The sequence below is a fragment of the Pseudomonas sp. CCI4.2 genome (assembly GCF_034350045.1).
GTDB lineage: Bacteria > Pseudomonadota > Gammaproteobacteria > Pseudomonadales > Pseudomonadaceae > Aquipseudomonas.
This window is the reverse complement of the sequence record NZ_CP133781.1, coordinates 2382581-2401710: the sequence shown is the minus strand read 5'-3', so window position 1 is coordinate 2401710 and position 19130 is coordinate 2382581. Positions and strand designations below refer to the sequence as shown.

The window sequence follows — 19130 nt, the reverse complement described above, 5'->3', positions numbered from 1 at the left end:
GCGTCCCAAAGCTAAGCAGTCAGCCTGGCTTTAATGTGAGGAGATGGCCATGTCTAATGCCATAGAGAAACAACTCAACGAGTCATATCGTGATGCGCTGGTAGCGTACTATTTAAGCGATGTAGTGCCCAACCATCTACCTTTGCTGGAATTGGGCTTGCAGGACCGCTTGAAAACCGCGAATGATTTATATGAGTTTTTTTTGCTGGACAACCAGGTTTCCAATGACGTGATGACCAGTCCGGTTGCATCGGCCATCAGCAGCCTTCAACAATACATCAACGGATGTTTGATGGGTATGGAGCCTGGTTACACGTCACTCAGTCCCAACGAAGCCCAATTCGTTGAGTGGCGCGACCGTAGTAGCCAATACCCTATCTGGGCGGCCAACCAGCAACTGGCGCTGTACCCGGAAATCTATATTTCGCCGGACCTGAGGCTCAAAAAATCAACGTATTTCACTAAGCTGGAAAATGATATCAATCAAAACAAGATCAGCATTGATACCACTCAAGAGGCGGTAAAGTCGTACTTGGCCAGCTTTGAAGAGGTCGCAGACCTAACCATTATTAACGGTTATATCGACAGTGATAAATTCGACCAAGGCACGTATTATTTCATCGGCAAATCCCGCGCTGAAAATATGCACTACTGGCGCAAGGTCGACATGAACGAACGTGCCTATATCGGGGAAGGCAGCACCGAAGGTCCAAAACAGGACAACCCAACCCCGGGTGCTTGGTCGGACTGGGAGAAGGCTGACATTGGCATCAACGCCAACACGATTGAAAGAACCATTCGCCCAGTATTTTTCAATAACCGCTTATTTGCGACTTGGGTCGACCTGATTTACATCACTGAAGAAGTACATTTAAATCTCAGTACTCAGTTGGGCGACCCGCCTTATCCGCCTCCGGACATGAGTGACACTTCTACTGAACTTGTAAAAACGCCCAATGTCAAACTACTGTTTAATATAGCTTATAAAAAATATGATAACTCATGGAGCGCGCCGCAGATTTATCTAGATATCACAACGCCCAACGCAATAGGCGCCACCATTAAACTTGACCACGACCTGAACACCATCGCAGTATTTGATATCAGTCATGCACCGGATTCTTTATTTATTGCAATGTATGCCGGTGAAAAACTCGTCACTGGTGATACCGATGGCACGAAGTCAACCTTTGGATTTCTGCAGACGGCATTTATTGACAAGAACTTTAACATCACACCGGCGTTCCCGCTTTCTGGGACTGTCCCCCCAACAGGCGAACCAGGCCCCGAACAGCCCCGAGTGAGAAAAAGTTGTTGGACGTTTGCACTTAAGAATAAAAATAACTTTCAGTTTACGTGGGGGACGAGCATATGCATCAAAACCGCAACAACTACATCGCCCTCAGCCCCCGCGGAATATTGGAATTACGGCGATAGTCAAGCCCGCATAGGCAATATCAGCCTGATTGACAGCGCGCCAGTACTTAATTTGGAAAAATCTACAATCACGTTGAATACTGTTATCAATCAGGATTTTATCAATCTCGTCCAAGATACTCGGACTGTGACCATTATGATAACGACGTTCCTGGTTTCGTATACGTTAATTTTGACAGCCAAAAACGGTGATAATGGTTCATTGGCTCTCATAGCGCCATCTACCCTCGAAATGGCTACCGCGACGGGCCCTGGACTAGGCGCCAAAGACCTGTCATACAAATTTACTATATTTGAGCATGGACAGGACATAATAAGCGGTCTAGAGAACTTTATTACTTCGGCTGACGGAGGGCCAGTCCAAACGGAAGATGCACTTATTACTTCGCTTATTGGCTATCGAATTAAAAATACAGCATTTAAATTTTTTAACGAAAATAAATCACTTACGTACGGTGGCATCGCTTATCACAAACAAATCGGATATGCGGAGGCACCGTTCTTAGGGATTGCGACCATACATTCCGACCACCCACCCGTCGAGAGCCAGAACTATAGCCAATTTTTCCGTTACTCTAAAGACATGAAGTCACCTCTCCTCAACCTTCAAGATCTCAGCGGAGAAAGCGACAGTGCAAACTTAATTGCTCCAAAGGCGTTTGAGACCGTTATAAAATTTGACAAAGCCACGTTATTGCCGAACCTCACCAATGCAACTTTTTACTCAGACTCCCCTAAATTTTATATTGCTCATGGCGTCAGCGTCCGAGATAAAAACACCCACGCGCCGGCAGGCAACGCCATGAAGCTAACAGAAATCGAGCTTTCTCTTGAGTCCAGTGCCGGCAAAAACCTAATAGCGCCGAAGATGAGTACCCGCCTTGACCCTGTATTTGGTATCGCTGAATACATCGACTTCTCCACGTCGTCCATCAGTAAAAAAGATAATCCCGAACAAGGGTTGCGCGCGCCCATTCGCATGAACACCTTATTCGCTCCGGAGCTGGTCAATAAAGCGAATATTGCGCTGGAAGCACTACTGTCCTGGGACACCCAACAACTGGCAGAGCCCCCGCTTGACGACGGAGGGCTCAGCGCGTTGATGGACTTTAACGGCGCCAATGGTTTGTACTTTTGGGAATTGTTTCTGCATTTGCCTTTCATGATTTCACACCGTTTGAATCTGGAGCAGCAGTTCAACGATGCCGAGTTCTGGTTAGGGTTTATTTTCGACCCCAGCCGCAAAGCCCTCTACGGAGCACCCGATTACTGGAATGTGCGGCCGTTGATCCCGGAAGAGGTCGCGGACCCCGATCACTTTTTACGCTCGCCCATAGACCCCGACGGCATCGCCGCCAGCCATCCGATTCGTTATCAAAAAGCGGTGTACTTCCAGTACATCAAAAACTTGATAGATCGAGGCGACATGGCTTATCGGCAACTCACCCCGGACAGTTTGGGCGAAGCCAAGCTTTGGTATGTAAAAGTATTGGATTTATTGGGACCACGGCCCGACACACTCATTGTCAGCCAGTGGACACCCATCAAACTGGGCGATTTAGCGGCCTCAACCAGTCAGTCGCTGCGCAATTTCGAAGCACAGATGCAAGACCAAGAGCAGAAACGTCAACAGAGCGCGGCGATTGACAACGGTCAGGACATGATCGGCTTCAAACAGGCCCCGTTGCGCTTGAGCACCTTTGGTCGCGACCCGACCCTCGCCGATGCGGACAACCCACATTTCGTGCCCCCCATGAACTCAGAGCTGGTTAAACACTGGGACACCCTGGAGTCTCGGCTGTACAACCTGCGTCACAACTTGACCCTCAATGGCAAGCCGATGTCGCTTGCGCTGTTTGCGGCCCCTCTGGACCCACGTGCCATGCTCGCTGCATATGCCAACGGCGCAACGGGCGCAAGTGTTGGCGGCCTGCTATCCCAGGAGACGCCCCATTACCGCTTTACGGTCATGCTCAATCGGGCCAGTGCTGCCGTGGAAACCCTTATTCAATTTAGCAGCACCTTATTGTCGATAATCGAGCGCAAAGATCAGGCTGAGTTTCAGGAAAAACAACAAGAACAAATCTGGGAGTTCGCGCACTTTGCCATCGACCTGCAATTAGAGGCGCAGAGAGTCGAATTCGAAGCCAGAAAAGCGCTGGAAGCGAGCAAGAGCGTGGTCGAGGCTCGCGCCCGATTCTACGGAAAACTCTTCGATGAAAATGTAAGCGCCACAGAAATTGCAGCGACCGCCCTTAACCTGATGGGACAGCTCGCCAAGAGTGCCGGCTTTGTCTCCAGCATGATCGCATCAGGCCTGAAAGTCCTTCCTAACCATGTAGGTGTCGAGGCAGGCGCAGAAGGAGGCATGTCCGTGGGCGCGAACGCTGGTGCGGCCGCTGGCGGTTTCAGACTTGAAGGCATTGCAGAGGTGGTCGCCGTTGCAGCGCAGGCAAGCGCCGAAATGCACTTGGGAGCCAGCGCAACACTGGATCGCGTTGAACAATTTCGCCGCCGCCGCCAGGAATGGGAGTTCGCCCGCGATCAGGCTTATCTGGAGGCCGATCAAATCACAGCCCAGTTGGCCGTGCACGACGCTCAAGCCAGAGTCACAGCCATCCAGTTACAACAGGCCGAAATGGCGAAAACCCAAGTCGATCAGATGTACGTGTTCCTGACCAAGGAGCGTTTTACCAACAAGCAGCTCTATACGTGGCTCAACGGGCAATTCTCGACTCTCTATTACCAGGCCTACGACGCCACATTGTCGTTGTGCCTGTCCGCTCAAGCCTGCTGGCAGTACGAGATTGCCGACTACGACACCAGCTTTATCCAGCCAGGGTCATGGAAGGACGCTTACCGGGGACTCACTGCGGGTGAGTCTCTGAAACTCAACTTGTTGAAAATGGACGCCGCCTACCTGTCGCGCAACGAGCGCAAGCTTGAGATTGTTAAAACCGTTTCGGTCAAACAGTTGCCCATTCCCGATGAGAAAGAAGAAGAGGCGGCCACGCTGAATAAGGGTTGGGATGCTGTGATTGAGCGTTTGGAAGGCGAAGGAATTGCCGAATTTGAGATTACCCAAGCGATGCTCGACGCGGACTATCCTGCCCACTACCTGCGTCGAATCAAACGGATAAGCGTGTCATTGCCGGTCACTGTTGGCCCCTATCAAGACATTCGCGCCACACTCACGCAAAGTTACAACGCCGTGCAGATGACCAGCGCGACCGATGCGCCACTCAAGGAAAACATGCGCGCCAGCCAGCAGATTGCGGTATCCACCGGTGTCGATGACGACGGTCTGTTCGTGTTCAATTTTGACGATGAACGCTACCTGCCATTCGAAGGCACAGGGGTTATTTCACGCTGGACATTGTCTTTCCCCAATCCCGATTCGCAACGGGACATGATCAATTCAATCACCGACATCATCGTGCATATCCGTTACACCGCTAAAAGCGGCGGAGCGGGTCCGACACGATCAGCGAGCGTAACCAGACCGTCCGGGGATAATCTGTCATGAGCGACCAGGCGCAACCAGCCATCAGCCCGCCATCTTTGCCCAAGGGCGGCGGAGCCATCCAAAGTATTGGCAAAGGCTGGGGCCCTGTGGGCACCAGTGGCGCGGCTTCGTTTGATATCGGCTTGCCGGTCAGCGCCGGGCGTGGCTATGCACCCGGGCTTGGGTTGAGTTACCAAAGCACCGTTGGCAACGGCTTGTTCGGTCTGGGTTGGAATATAAACCTGGGGTGCGTTGCCCGGCGGGCCACCAAGGGCGTACCCACTTATACCGACGACGATGTGATCATCGGCCCTGGCGGAAATATCTGGCTGCCAGAGCGCGACGCCAATGGCGCGATCAAGCACACAGAAGTTCACGATTACAACGGACATGATCTAGGCACGACCTATCAGGTCATCCGTCACTTTGCCCGGGTCGAGGGCGCCTTCGACCTTATCGAGCATTGGCGATTGGACACCGTCGACCCAGGCTTCTGGTTGGTCCACGGCGCCGACGGCAGCCTGGCCATATATGGAAAAAATCCTGGCTCGTGCAGTGTTGATCCCGCCGACGCCAACCATGTCGCCGAATGGCTGCTGGAAGAGACCATGAACGCCCGAGGCGAACATATTCTCTACGAGTACAAAGCGGAGGACGAGGTGGGATTACCAGACAGTTATCCCCGTAGCTTTGTGGCCCAATGTTATCTATGGCGGGTGCGATACGGTAATTTCCGACAACACCCCCTCCTATATTTGTGGGACGTCGATTCACTCAGCGATCTTCAGTGGCATTTTGATTTGCTGTTCGATTACGGCGAGCGCAGCACAGGGCTCTCGGATGCACCCACCTATGTCGAACAGCGAGGCTGGCTGCTGCGGAGCGACCCACATTCATCATTTTCCTACGGCTTTGAGTTGGGCAACTTACGCCTGTGTCAGCAAGTGCTTATGTTTCACTATTTCCCTGATGAGCTGGATGAAGCCCCCGTATTGGTTGGTCGCTTGCTGCTTGAGTACTCACAATCCGATTTAAGGTACAACGTGCTAGTGGCGGCGCATAGCCAAGCCTACGATGCCTGCGGGGTTATGGAGTCACGTCCCCCAGTAAACTTTGCGTACAACGAATTCGATATTGATTGCGCCAAATTTACCGAGTTTGAGGCAATGCCAGGGCTTAACGACGGTCAGGACTACCAGCTTGTAGACCTGTTCGGCGATGGCTTGTCTGGGGTGTTATATCGCAGCGACAAAAGCTGGCTGTACCGTGAACCCATGCGTGCCGACGCCGCTGCGGACAGCAACCGGATTGTCTATGGCCCTTGGCAGGAATTGCCCCGGGTACCGGTAGCAGACTCACGCACGCCTGTGCGCCAAGCACTGACCGATCTGACCGGTGACGGGCGGCTTGACTGGGTCGTAGCCCAACCGGGCACCGCCGGATTTTTCACTCTGAATCCCGACCGTAGTTGGTCGACATTCACCGCGTTTGCAGCTTTCCCATCGGAATTCTTCAACCCTCAAGGACAAATGACCGACCTCGTTGGCGGCGGATTATCTGATCTGGCCCTGATTGGACCGCACAGCGTGCGGCTCTATGCCAGTCGTAGAGCGTACGGCTTTGCGTCAGAAATCGATGTGGAACACGATGACGACGATCTGCCCTTGTTGAGCGACAGTCCCCATGAGTTGGTGGCCTTCAGCGACATTCTGGGCTCCGGTCAACAACACCTGATCCGCATCCGCCATAATGAACTCAAGTTCTGGCCCAACTTGGGAAGAGGACGATTTGGCAAAGGTCAACTATTCGCCACGTTGCCGTTCACGTATGCCGACTTTGATGCCGGGCGAGTGCGACTGGCGGACCTGGACGGATCCGGCGCGCCAGACCTGATCTACATCGAAGCAGATCGATTACAGATATTCATGAATCAGGGCGGAAACAGTTTCCATAAGCCGGTAATGCGAGCATGGCCTGAAGGTGTGCGTTACGACTGCCTGTGTCAGGTTAGCACTGCTGACTTGCAAGGCCTTGGGTGTTCAAGCCTGATATTGACCGTGCCACACATGAGCCCCCGGCACTGGCGCTTCGATTTCCCACAGATCAAACCGTATCTGCTTGCGCAAACAAACAACAATATGGGCGCGGTCGGTACCGTGACTTACCGCAGCTCGGCGCAGGAATGGCTGGATGAAAAACAGGTTTTGAAGGCGGCCGGTGCAGTGGCAGTGTCACAGCTACCTTTCGCGCTGCATGTCGTCGTACAGCAAACGCAACAGGACGAAATTACCGGAAATACGCTCACCCAGAACTTCCAGTATCGCCAGGGCTACTACGACGGTTTGGACCGAATATTTCGCGGCTTTGGCCTGCTGTTGCAAACCGACACAGAGCCAAGTGGGCGGCTGGATGAAGCGTTCACCGCACCGGTTCTGACCAAGACATGGTTTCACACTGGCCGTTATCCTGAGCCACCGCCTACCGGTTATAACAACGCCGACCCGGACGCCGTGCCGTTGGGTGCCCATTTATTGAGTCAATTCGACAGTGCCAGTCAAACCGATCCACTCATCACGAATGCCGACGAGGAGACGCTACGGGAAATGATGCGCTGCCTGAGCGGTTCAGTGTTGCGCACAGAGGTGTTTGGCTTTGATGGCAATCAGGCGCAAGCCACTCCTTACGCAGTCCAGAGTTCACGTTATCTGGTGCGGCAACTGCAACCGATCAACGCTTACCAGCGTCACGCACAGATGTTACCGCTGGCGCTGGAGTCGGTGAGTTATCAATACGAACGTCAGGCTGACGACCCCTTGCGCGAGCACACTGTGAACCTGGCTTGGGATGTATTGGGCGGCCTCACTCAGGGCGTGAAAGTCAATTGTGCGCGCCGTAAAAAGCCTTCGGACCTTCCTCCAACAAACTACGACGAATACCAGCAGCGCTGGTGGCAAGCCTCCCACGACGATGCGCAACGAAGCTATTATTTCAGCGAAGCGCTCGCGCAGTACATTCACCTTGATCGACCGCAAAGCTGGCGGCTGGGATTACCTTTCCTCCTACGCAGTAATGCCATGTTGATTGCCGCCGCCCTCCTGCCGCCCAATGGGATCAGTTACGAACATTTCATCAAGGCCGACGGGTTATTTGCAATGCTCCCCAGAGTGCTGACCGGGCTTTCAATCCAGCGTTACATCAGTTGCGCAGACGGAGAGGCGACTTTTGAGGCGTTGGCGGACTATACGGAAACCGCCGAGCTGGATGAGCAGGCACTGAGCGCCTACGACCGAGTCATGTCGCGCGCAGACTTGATCGAAAAACTCCGCGAAGTCGGCTATCAGCTAATACCCAGCTTTCTGCCTGAAGACGGGCTGACCCTGTGGTCAGTCAAGCGCGGATTTAACACCTACGCCAGCGCCGAACGCTTTTATGAAGTTTCTGCATTCAAGCCCACGCGCAGCCATGGCGAAACCTTGGTCGAGTACGATCCTTATCATATTTTCATGACCCGTATCACCGACCCGGCGGGATGCGCCACCAGCGCAACTTACTCCTATCACAGCCTGCAACCGTGGCGCGTGGTCGACGCGAATCAAAACACTCAAGAGGCGGCCTACGATGCTTTCGGCATGCTGCGAGCCACCAGTTTTTATGGCACTGAGTTGGGCGTCGAAGTCGGCTTTTCTCCTCTGGAGAATTACGTTCCGCATAGCGCCAGCCCCAGAGAGGCTGTTGCTGCGGCGCAAGAAGCATTAGGCGATTACGCCACTGCCTGCTTTTACGATCCGTTCAGTTGGGTCCAACGCAGAGAACCCGTACACAGCGCGGTGTTGCAAGCGGATCGCTATCCCGGAGATCCTGAAAAGCAGATACGTATTTCCCTTGTGTCGGTAGACGGGTTTGGCCGGACATTGCAAACCCGGCAGTTGGTGGAAGATGGAGACGCTTATTCTGTTATCGACGGTAAGCTGGAACTTGAAGATAACAAGCCAAAAACCGTGCCGGCTTCACCTCGCTGGCGTGTAAGCGAACGGGTGGAGTACAACAATAAAGGTTTGGCCGTCCGCATTTACAGACCCTATTTTGCCAACAGCGCGACCTACATTGATGATCAATCGTTTCGCGAGCACGGCTATTGCGACCGGCAATTCTACGACCCTCTGGGCCGACCGACCGTTACCTTGACCGCAGCAGGCTGGATGCGCCGACAAACTTATCTAACGTGGTACACCATTGCCGAAGATGAAAACGATACTGAGGAAGAGATGTCTGCCATCCAGGCGCAGAGCAGAAAATGACCGGCAGCCGGCACCCCGGTATTGAGCGTCAGCGACAGCCGGGGTTTGCCTGTGCGGCAGGTGGCTTACGATGGTTATCGAACCTCGCGGACAACCCGGAGCGTAAGTCTCCGGGCGCTACGCTTAATAACCGGTGGGTTACTTCGCAGCCGAGCGCACCACACTCAACTCCGGCGCCGCCGCTCTACGCTGACTCAAATAGCGCGTGCAGCTGACCCGCAGGAACGAAGCAAAATTGACCACTTCACCGTTGAAGCCCATGACTTCCTCATACAGTTTTGTGATGAGCTGGTTAGTGGTCATGCCGTCGTTGCGGGCGATTTCGGCGAGGATGTCCCAGAACTGGTTCTCCAGGCGCAGCGTCGTCACGACGCCACAGATGCGCAATGAGCGTGAGCGCGATTCATACAGAATCGGGTCAGCTTTTACATAGAGCTCGCACATAAGTGTTCCTCACAGGGTGATTTCGGTTCCAAGCAATTTTAGAAAACCGTTCAGCCACGCCGAATGCGCAGGCCAGGCGGGTGCGGTAACAAGATTGCGGTGGGTATGCGCTTCAGTCACCGCGATGTCGATAAAGGTTCCGCCGGCCAAACGTACGTCTGGTGCGCACGCAGGATAGGCGCTGCATTCGCGGCCTTCCAGCACGCCAGCCGCCGCCAACAATTGCGCGCCGTGGCAGACCGATGCGATGGGCTTATCGGCTTTGTCGAATGCGCGAACCCAACCAAGAATGGTGTCGTTCAAGCGCAGGTATTCCGGCGCGCGACCACCCGGGATGACCAGCGCGTCGTAGTCTTGGACGCTGACCTTGGCAAAGTCAAAGTTAAGCGCAAAGTTGTGGCCCGGCTTTTCACTGTACGTCTGATCGCCTTCAAAATCGTGAATGGCGGTGCGCACCGATTGACCGGCGATTTTGTCAGGGCAAACGGCGTGGACAATGTGCCCGACCATTTGCAGTGCCTGAAACGGCACCATTACTTCGTAGTCTTCGACGTAATCGCCGACCAGCATGAGAATTTTTTTTGCTGCCATGACTGTCTCCTCAGATGAAGGCGTGGGTAAACAAGAGTAGTCAAACTACGGCCGATCAGGACAACGCAGGTAATAGGCAACTACTACGGGCAGGAATTAACGGATCAGTTTCTTCGGTCCAAAACGTTGACCACCAAGCGGTCAATCCAGCCCCAAATCCGCTGTTGCACTCGCCGCAGCAACGGCCGGGATTGCCAATCTTCGAGGCTGACCTCAGTGCTCAGGGCAAAATCTTTCTGAAAGCTGGAGGCCACTGCCAAGGTGAGCGCGGGGTCGAGGGCTTCAAGATTGGCTTCGAGGTTGAAGCGCAAGTTCCAGTGATCGAAGTTGCATGAGCCAATGCTGACCCAATCATCGATCAACACCATTTTCAGGTGCAGAAAACACGGCTGATATTCGAAGATTTTTACGCCCGACTTGAGCAGGCGCGGGTAATAGCGATGGCCGGCGTAACGCACAGACGGATGATCGGTGCGCGGCCCAGTCAGCAACAGGCGCACGTCGACACCGCGCGCAGCGGCTCTGCGTAGCGCACGACGCACTTTCCAGGTGGGCAAAAAATACGGGGTCGCCAACCAGATGCGTCGTTTGCCGCTGCTCAATGCCCGGACCAACGATTGCAGGATGTCGCGGTGCTGGTGGGCATCGGCATAGGCCACACGCCCCATACCCACACCTTTTACGGGCACCCGAGGCAGTCGCGGCAAACCAAAAATATGTGCGGGGCGCCATGCGGTGGGGCGCTCATTGGCATGAAATTGCCGGTCGAACAGCGCCTGCCAATCGACCACCATCGGCCCGGTGATTTCGACCATGACCTCATGCCAGTCGCTGGTATCGCGCTCCGGGTGCCAAAACTCATTGGTAACGCCGGTGCCGCCAACCACTGCCAACTGTCTATCCACCAGCAGCAGTTTTCGATGGTCGCGGTAAAGATTGCGCAGGCCCCGGCGCCAATGCATGCGGTTATAAAACCGCAGAATCACGCCCGCATCGGTGAGTCGTTTGCGCAAGCTTAAGGTAAAGGCCTGCGCGCCAAAGCTATCGAAAAGACACCGCACAATCACGCCGCGTTGCGAAGCCAGCACCAACGCCTGAACTACCGCATCGGCGCAGCTTCCGGCTTCTACCAAATACAACTCCAGCTCGACCTGCTGCTGCGCCTGCTCAATGGCGGCGATCATGCGCGGAAAAAATGCAGGACCGTCGATCAGCAGATTGAAGTGGTTATCCGCGCGCCACGCAAAAATCGCACCCCTCATGCAAGCACGCAGAGCGGCGTCAGCAACAAGCAGATTGTATTGAGCATGCAGGCTCCCTAAGCGCGGTTGGCGCCAACCTTAACCGGCGGTAATAGGAGGTTGCAAATTTCTACGGCAATAACTGACAACCCTGATGCAAGCCTTTCCAAACGGCACTGCTGCTACGACCCAAACCGGTGGAAGTCACACGCTTTTGAGTCGGGTCATCGATCAGGGTGCTGGGCAACCATTGCTTCACGTAGCCTGCACAGAAATCAGCTGGGTTGCCCACTACATAGCGACACGAACAGTATTCCTTAGCCGTGTAGGCGCTGATGATGGTCGGGAATGCCTGTAACGCCACCCGGTTTTGCCACGCAAAAACAACCATTACCAACGCCATCAACAACAGAACACTGGCCAAGGGCCGACGCCGAATTAACGCCTGACGACCGTTCATTGGGCACCCTCCCCCGCAAAGGCCGCCAACACTCGTTTGAGTAACTGATCATGACGGTAGCTGCTGTCGCGATCATCGGCGTATCGCACGATGACCAGATTGGTACTGGGTACGACATACATCGCCTGACCCCAATGACCAAGCGCGGCAAACGTATCCTGCGGCGCGTCAGGCCAAGGCCGAGTGGCGAGATCAGACTCCCTGGGAGGCAAACGATTCAACCACCATTGGCCACCAGGCACTTCATTCACGGCGTCATTTTGCACGTGAGCAAAGGGGGTCAGATTGAATTCGACCCACGCCTTGGGCAGTAACTGTTTATCGCCCCAACGACCGCCGCGCTGCATCAGCAAACCAATGCGCGCCAAATCCCGTGCGGTCATGTAGGCGTAGGACGAACCAATGAACGTGCCGCTGCGGTCGGATTCCCACACTGCGCTGCGAATGCCCAACGGCTCAAACAACGCGGTCCAGGGGTAGTCTGGATAGGCTTGTTCACCGACCATGGTTCTCAACGCTGCGGACAATATGTTGCTATCACCGCTGGAATAGCGGTAAGCCGTTCCCGGCTTGCTGGCCACGCCATGTGCCGCAGTGAACGCCGCCGCATCCGCGCGCCCGTGGGTGTAGAGCATGGCGACCACGGATGAGTTAAGGGGCGCGTATTCGTAGTCTTCCTGCCAATCCAGTCCTGATGCCCAGTGCAGCAAATCTTCAAGGCGGATGTCGGGATGAGCGTTGAACGGTGGATAGAATTTCGCCACCGAGTCTGTCCATTGAAAACGCCCCTCAGCAAACGCCACGCCCAGCACACAGGCCATCACACTTTTACTGACCGACCACGTCAGGTGCGGCGTGTCGGCGTTGGTGACGCCGGCATAACGCTCGTAGACCAGTTGTCCGTCGCGGATCACCAACAAGGCATCGGTGCGGATGCCTTTGCGGGTGACGTCATCACGGGGTGGAAAAGCGTAATCCTCGAGTGCTTGCAACGCCGGGCTTGGCGAAACAGGCGCGGTTGACCAGTGCTCATCCGGCCAGTTTTGGGCGAATGCCTGGGCAGTAAACAGCCACAACGTGAGGGTCAGTATGCACGGTGATTTCATCGGAAGACCTCTGGCTGGTGGCCCCATGACCGTAGCAGCAAATTGTTTCCAGCAAACGTGCGGTTATTCAGATGACCGTGCAGCCCCTTTCGCGAATGAATTCGCTCCTACCGTCTTCGGCTTGAGCCGCTGTCATACAAGCATCACCAAAGCTTAATGGTGATGACATCGCGCCTCCCTAGCCTTCACCTGTACCCCAATGCGCTAGAACACCACCGGCCGCATTCCTGGCTGGCTTACGGAGACGCCGCATGAATCAGATTTCTCGTACTCATGACACCAGCGTCGATCGCTGCCTTCAGGCTGAGCGTTTGATTGGCGCACAGGCGCTGCGTGAAGCCCAGGCTTTGCGCTATCGCGTGTTCAGTGGGGAGTTCAACGCCAAGCTCAAAGGCGCCGAACAGGGTCTGGATATCGACGATTACGACGAGCATTGCTCGCACGTGGGTGTTCGTGATCTGTCCACTGGGCATTTGGTGGCGACTACCCGTTTACTTGATCACACCGCCGCCACCTCATTGGGCAATTACTACAGCGAAGAAGAGTTCAGCCTGCACGGACTGGGTCGGTTGCAAGGACCCATTCTAGAGCTGGGCCGCACCTGCGTTGATCCGGCGTATCGCAACGGCGGCACTATTGCGGTGTTATGGAGCGAGCTGGCGGAGATTCTCAACGAAGGCGGTTATAGCTACCTGATGGGCTGCGCCAGTATTCCGATGCAAGACGGCGGCATCCAAGCGCACGCGATCATGCAGCGCCTACGCGAACGCTACCTGTGCAACGAGCACTTACGCGCCGAGCCCAAGAAGCCACTGCCAACGTTGGACCTGCCTACGAATGTCATCTGCGAAATGCCGCCGCTGCTCAAGGCCTACATGCGCTTGGGAGCAAAAATTTGCGGCGAACCGTACTGGGACGAGGATTTCCAAGTCGCCGATGTGTTCATCCTGCTCAAACGCGCCGACCTGTGTCCGCGTTACGCCCGCCACTTCAAGGCAGCCGTTTGATGAGCCGGGTACGCGGTTACGCCCGCGTGATTCGAGTGTTGTGGGTGCTCGCGGTTGGCCTAACGATTGCGGGCACTTTCGGGGTTCTCGAACGCTTGGCTATTGGCGACTCCATGGCGCGGCGACAGCGCTGGTCACGCTGGTTCATGGCACGCTTGAGCGCAGCGTTGCCGTTTCGCGTGACCGTCAGCGGCGAGTTGCCAAAAGAGCCGATGCTGTGGGTCAGCAACCATGTGTCGTGGACCGATATTCCGCTACTGGGCATGCTCGCGCCCCTGTCGTTTCTGTCCAAGGCCGAAGTCCGCAATTGGCCCGTCGCCGGTTGGCTGGCGCTAAAAGCCGGCACGCTGTTTATTCGTCGCGGATCAGGTGATAGCCGTTTGGTTCTGGGAAAGATGACCGAACATTTGCAAGGCAACGATGCGCTGATGATCTTTCCTGAGGGCACAACCACCGACGGTCGCAGCCTGCGCACGTTCCATGGACGCATGCTCGCCAGCGCCATTGACGCGGGCGTGCCTTTACAGCCGGTGGCGATTCGTTACCTGCGTGATGGAAAGCCCTGCCCCATTGCGCCGTTTATTGGCGATGACGATTTGCTCTCGCACTTGCGCCGCTTATTCGCCAACGAGCAGGGCGAGGTCCATATTCAATTGTTGACCCCAATCGCCAGCCAGCAGCAAGAACGCGCCGCCTTGGCGTTCCAGGCGCAACAAGCCGTGCAACGAGCACTGTTCGGCGAAATTGCCGGGCCAGGTCAGGTGAAGGAAGCGCGCTCGGCCAAGGCCGCCTGAGCAAAATCCTGTAGCAAGGGATAAAACTCAGCGAAATCTGTGCTCAAGGGCCGGTACAGCGCTTGCAACTCTTGCAGGGCGCCAGCCAGCCCTTCAGGTCGCGACAGGCGCCGGGAAATACCATTCAGCACCGGCCCCAGCACCTCGAATTCCCGATAAGACCCCAGCCAATCCTGCGCCGCCATATGCGGCGCAATCTGTGCCAAACGCTCCGGCAGCGCGGGCTCTGCCGCCAGCACCCGGTAAACCTGCGCGGTGAAGGTGTCCAGCGGTTGCGCTGCGTACAGCGCCCAGTCCCGCGCCAGACAATGATCGAAAAATACATCGAGCACGATGCCCGCGTAGCGTCGTCGTGCGGCCGGGAAGCGCGCTATCGCCTCTTTCACCAAAGGGTGGGCATCGGTGAAAGTATCAATGCTGCGGTGTAACTGGATGGCAGCTTCCATTTCGGGAGTGAAGCGCCCCGGCAGCGGTCCTTTGACGAAATCGCCATACAGACTGCCGAGCAATTGCTCAGGGCGGTCGCCGCCCAAATGGAGGTGTGCAAGGTAATTCATGGCAGGAGCTTACGCCTAATCAGCGTGCGGTCTATATCGATATAACCCGATATAGCTTTTTAGCAGCGGCTTAGTCGATCTGTGTATTTGTATATCGCGAAATACCAATATAAAGTTCGTTGCATCGCGATATAGCGTTATTCAACGATTTGAGAACGACATGCCTATCGACCTCGACGAAATAATAAAAGCCCTGGCCCACCCTGTGCGGCGCGAAATTCTCGTGTGGCTCAAAGACTCGGCGCACTACTTTCCTGAGCAGGGACATTCCCTGGAAAACGGTGTGTGTGCCGGGCAAATCGACCAGCGCGCGGGGCTGTCCCAGTCCACGATTTCTGCGCACTTGGCGACGTTGCAACGGGCCGGCCTGATCACCACCAAGAAGGTGGGCCAGTGGCATTTTTTCAGACGCAACGACGAAACCATCCAGGCGTTCCTGGAAGAAATAAGTAAACAGCTCTGATTTTCTAACTTCTCCAAGGAGATGCTCCGTGCCTCTTTCACTACTTATGCTGGCCCTGAGCGCCTTCGCCATCGGCACCACTGAATTTGTGATCATGGGGCTGTTGCCCGAGGTCGCGACAGATTTGGGTGTTTCCATTCCCGGCGCTGGCTGGCTGGTCACCGGGTACGCGCTGGGCGTCGCCATCGGCGCACCGTTCATGGCCATGGTGACCGCAAAACTTCCACGCAAAGCCGCACTGGTTGCGCTGATGGTGATCTTCATCATCGGCAACTTGCTCTGCGCGCTGGCCAGTGACTACAACGTGCTGATGTTTGCTCGAATCGTCACAGCCCTGTGCCACGGTGCGTTCTTCGGTATTGGTTCGGTGGTGGCTGCCAACTTGGTAGCGCCCAATCGTCGGGCTTCGGCCGTGGCGATGATGTTCACCGGCCTGACCCTGGCCAACGTGCTGGGCGTGCCGCTGGGTACTGCGCTGGGTCAGTACGCGGGCTGGCGCTCAACCTTCTTCGCGGTGACCGTGATCGGCGTGATTTCGCTGATCGGCCTGATCCGGTTTCTGCCGGCCAAGCACGATGAAGAAAAACTCGACATGCGTGCCGAGCTGGCCGCCCTAAACGGTGCTGGCGTGTGGTTGTCGCTGAGCATGACGGTGATGTTTTCCGCGTCGGTATTTGCACTGTTCACTTACATGGCGCCGCTGTTGGGCGAAGTCACCGGCGTCACACCGCGCGGCGTGACTTGGACCCTGCTGCTGATCGGTCTGGGCTTGACCCTCGGCAACATCATTGGCGGCAAGCTGGCTGACCAAAACATGTCCCGCACGCTGATCGGCGTGTTCATCACCATGGCGGTAGTTTCCACCATTTTGACCTGGACCAGCGCCTCGCTGGTCCCGACTGAAATCACCCTGTTCATCTGGGCTACCGCCGGTTTCGCCGCCGTCCCTGCGTTGCAAATCAACGTGATGACCTTCGGCGCAGCCGCACCCAACTTGATTTCGACCTTGAATATCGGCGCCTTCAACGTCGGCAACGCACTGGGCGCCTGGATCGGCGGCAGCGTGATTGCCCACGGTTTCGGCTTGAACAGCGTACCGCTGGCCGCCGCAGCGCTGGCCGTGATCGCACTGTTACTGACCTTTATCACTTTCCGCCAACCGGTTAACCCCGACGTGGCAACTGCTACCAACTGATCACTGAGGATTCATCATGACGACCATTTTTGACCCGATCACTTTGGGTGATCTGCAACTGCCAAACCGTATCATCATGGCGCCGCTGACCCGCTGCCGCGCCGACGAAGGCCGTGTTCCTAACGCGTTGATGGCTGAATACTACGTTCAGCGCGCTTCGGCTGGCCTGATCATCAGCGAAGCGACCTCGGTCACGCCAATGGGTGTCGGTTACCCGGACACCCCAGGCATTTGGTCTGACGCTCAGGTTCGCGGCTGGAGCAACATCACCAAAGCCGTTCACGCGGCAGGCGGCCGTATCGTGCTGCAACTGTGGCATGTGGGCCGTATTTCCCACACTTCGTATCTCAATGGCGAAGCACCCGTTGCGCCTAGCGCCATCGCTGCAGTAGGTCACGTCAGCCTGGTTCGTCCGTTGGCTGATTACCCTATGCCTCGTGCATTGGAATCGGCTGAGATCGCCGATGTGGTCGATGCTTACCGTCAAGGCGCAGAAAACGCCAAGGCTGCTGGCTTCGATGGCGTTGAAATTCATGGCGCCAATGGCTACCTGCTTGACCAGTTCCTGCAAACCGGCACCAATCAGCGCACTGATGAATACGGCGGCACCCTGGAAAACCGCGCGCGTCTGATGCTGGAAGTGACCGATGCGGTGGTTGAAGTCTGGGGCGCAGGTCGTGTGGGCATGCACTTGTCACCACGGGCTGACATCCATGACATGGGCGATGAAAACCTGTCCGAGACCTTCACCTACGTGGCCCACGAGCTGGGTAAACGCGGTATCGCATTTATCTGCTCCCGGGAAAAAGAAGCCGGCGACAGCCTCGGCCCACAACTGAAAAAAGCCTTCGGCGGCAACTACATCGCCAACGAAAGCTTCACCAAAGACAGCGCCAACGCTTGGCTGTCCAGCGGCAAGGCTGATGCCGTTGCTTTCGGCGTGCCGTACATCGCCAACCCGGACCTGTTCGAGCGCCTGCAACAAGACGCACCACTGAACGCGCCGGTTCCAGCCACCTTCTACGCAAAAGGCCCAGTCGGCTACATCGACTACCCACGCCTGTGACACATTCGCGCTGAAATAAAAAAGCCCCGGCTCGCGAGAGTCGGGGCTTTTCTGTCTGTGGTTACTGCCTGGTATTGATCTGCTGCTGCAAATTCTGAATCTGGCTTTGCAGAGTGTTGATGTTGCGTGTCACCTGCCCCCGAAACGCATCAAACTCAGCAGTGCTTGCGCCACCTTGAGCCTGGGCCGTCGGGCGGTTGTCCTGCTCGCTTTTCAGCACCAGTAACTCTTGCTCTAGACGGTCGATGGCGGCGCTAGGGTTGCTCTGTTTTTTCAGCGCGGCGACATCGGCATTCAAGTTTTTCAACTGCGCATCCAGTTGACCCTGAGCCGATTGAATGGCTTTTGAATCAGGTTGCGACCCCTTCAACGTGTTCAATTCACCCGTCAGACTCTTCACCTGATCCTGCAATTGAGCATTGAGCGTCTGTAACTGGGTGGTTTGCGCCGACATCTGCTGCAGGCGCTTATCGAGGCCGCTTTGTTGGCCCGCGACACCTTCCTGCTGCTTGCCTTGATCGTTCAGTTTGCTTTCCAGTCTCTGCAATTGCAGCTTCATCGCCTCGCTGCCATTGGAGGCAACTGATTCAGTCGCGACCACTTTGCCGGAGATGTCTTGCAAGCGCCCAGCGGCGTCTTCACTGATCCGCGCGAAGCTTTCCTGGGTCGCCACCAGTTGCTGCTCCATCAACGAAATCTGTTGAAAGCTCCACCAAGCGAGCCCAATAAAGGCAATGAACAACGCACCGACCAAGGCCCAGATGGGACCGGTATTGGCGCGTTTTACTTTCACCTTTGCTGCGTTGCGCGCGTGCAAGGTATTACGGTCCCGGGCTCCGCCAGTAGTGGTGGGTACAAATTCATCATCATCGTCGTCGTCTTTAGCACTGAGGTGCGGCACATCATCGAAGTCGTCGTGAGGATCGTTACGCATGGTTAAACCTTCATGGGACGCGGAGTCAAAAA

The 19130-nt window shown here is 55.6% G+C and carries 14 protein-coding genes; 7 read left to right on the top strand and 7 right to left on the bottom strand.

Going from position 1 to position 19130, the window contains the following annotated elements; translation table 11 throughout:
• Nucleotides 1-49 precede the first annotated feature (49 nt).
• Nucleotides 50-4963 (top strand): neuraminidase-like domain-containing protein, encoded by a 4914-nt coding sequence (locus tag RHM65_RS10900; RefSeq protein WP_322184978.1) that lies wholly within the window; start codon nucleotides 50-52, stop codon nucleotides 4961-4963.
• Complete coding sequence (locus RHM65_RS10895; RefSeq protein ID WP_322184976.1) at nucleotides 4960-9240, top strand: SpvB/TcaC N-terminal domain-containing protein; 4281 nt, start codon at nucleotides 4960-4962, stop codon at nucleotides 9238-9240. Before RHM65_RS10900 ends, RHM65_RS10895 begins: the two co-directional genes overlap by 4 nt.
• A gap of 138 nt (nucleotides 9241-9378) precedes the next feature.
• On the opposite strand, the gene RHM65_RS10890 is transcribed toward RHM65_RS10895, so the two are convergent.
• The 5 genes from RHM65_RS10890 to RHM65_RS10870 all read right to left on the bottom strand — a co-directional run bounded on the left by RHM65_RS10890 (nucleotide 9379) and on the right by RHM65_RS10870 (nucleotide 13082).
• Nucleotides 9379-9684 (bottom strand): ribbon-helix-helix domain-containing protein, encoded by a 306-nt coding sequence (locus RHM65_RS10890; RefSeq protein ID WP_322165975.1) that lies wholly within the window; start codon nucleotides 9682-9684, stop codon nucleotides 9379-9381.
• A 9-nt stretch (nucleotides 9685-9693) separates the two neighbouring features.
• The gene (locus RHM65_RS10885) at nucleotides 9694-10275 is read right to left on the bottom strand and encodes a DJ-1/PfpI family protein (RefSeq protein ID WP_322184973.1); all 582 of its coding nucleotides are present in this window, start codon (nucleotides 10273-10275) and stop codon (nucleotides 9694-9696) included.
• Nucleotides 10276-10379: 104 nt separating this feature from the next.
• A complete protein-coding gene (locus RHM65_RS10880) occupies nucleotides 10380-11537 on the bottom strand; it encodes a phosphatidylserine/phosphatidylglycerophosphate/cardiolipin synthase family protein (RefSeq protein WP_322165977.1) in 1158 nt (385 codons plus the stop codon).
• A 109-nt stretch (nucleotides 11538-11646) separates the two neighbouring features.
• Nucleotides 11647-11976 (bottom strand): amidase, encoded by a 330-nt coding sequence (locus RHM65_RS10875; protein ID WP_322184971.1) that lies wholly within the window; start codon nucleotides 11974-11976, stop codon nucleotides 11647-11649.
• Nucleotides 11973-13082: a serine hydrolase gene (locus tag RHM65_RS10870; protein ID WP_322184969.1), complete on the bottom strand. Its 1110-nt coding sequence runs from the start codon at nucleotides 13080-13082 to the stop codon at nucleotides 11973-11975. Before RHM65_RS10870 ends, RHM65_RS10875 begins: the two co-directional genes overlap by 4 nt.
• A gap of 251 nt (nucleotides 13083-13333) precedes the next feature.
• Between RHM65_RS10870 and olsB the strand changes: the two genes are divergently transcribed.
• Together olsB and RHM65_RS10860 are read left to right on the top strand one after the other, a co-directional pair.
• Nucleotides 13334-14089, top strand: coding sequence for an L-ornithine N(alpha)-acyltransferase (olsB, locus tag RHM65_RS10865; RefSeq protein ID WP_322184967.1), 756 nt, complete (start codon nucleotides 13334-13336; stop codon nucleotides 14087-14089).
• Entirely contained in the window at nucleotides 14089-14883 is a 795-nt protein-coding gene (locus tag RHM65_RS10860; RefSeq protein ID WP_322165982.1) for a lysophospholipid acyltransferase family protein, read from the top strand. The genes olsB and RHM65_RS10860 overlap by 1 nt, the downstream gene beginning before the upstream one ends.
• Here RHM65_RS10860 and RHM65_RS10855 read toward each other — a convergent pair.
• Nucleotides 14847-15440, bottom strand: a complete 594-nt coding sequence (locus RHM65_RS10855; protein WP_322165983.1) for an ACP phosphodiesterase — start codon at nucleotides 15438-15440, stop codon at nucleotides 14847-14849. The genes RHM65_RS10860 and RHM65_RS10855 overlap by 37 nt on opposite strands.
• Before the next feature lie 160 nt (nucleotides 15441-15600).
• Here RHM65_RS10855 and RHM65_RS10850 point away from each other — a divergent pair, with 160 nt between their 5' ends.
• The 3 genes from RHM65_RS10850 to RHM65_RS10840 are packed head-to-tail and all read left to right on the top strand — an operon-like array spanning nucleotide 15601 to nucleotide 18164.
• Nucleotides 15601-15903 carry a metalloregulator ArsR/SmtB family transcription factor gene (locus RHM65_RS10850; protein ID WP_322165984.1) on the top strand — a complete coding sequence of 101 codons (303 nt, stop codon included), beginning with the start codon at nucleotides 15601-15603 and terminating at the stop codon, nucleotides 15901-15903.
• Between the two features lie 28 nt (nucleotides 15904-15931).
• On the top strand, nucleotides 15932-17098 hold the full coding sequence (locus tag RHM65_RS10845; RefSeq protein ID WP_322184965.1) for an MFS transporter: 1167 nt from the start codon (nucleotides 15932-15934) through the stop codon (nucleotides 17096-17098).
• 16 nt (nucleotides 17099-17114) lie between these two features.
• Nucleotides 17115-18164, top strand: coding sequence for an alkene reductase (locus tag RHM65_RS10840; protein WP_322165986.1), 1050 nt, complete (start codon nucleotides 17115-17117; stop codon nucleotides 18162-18164).
• A gap of 61 nt (nucleotides 18165-18225) precedes the next feature.
• Here the strand turns inward: RHM65_RS10840 and RHM65_RS10835 are convergent, their stop codons facing one another.
• Entirely contained in the window at nucleotides 18226-19098 is an 873-nt protein-coding gene (locus RHM65_RS10835; RefSeq protein WP_322184963.1) for an ATPase, read from the bottom strand.
• Between the last annotated feature and the right edge of the window lie 32 nt (nucleotides 19099-19130).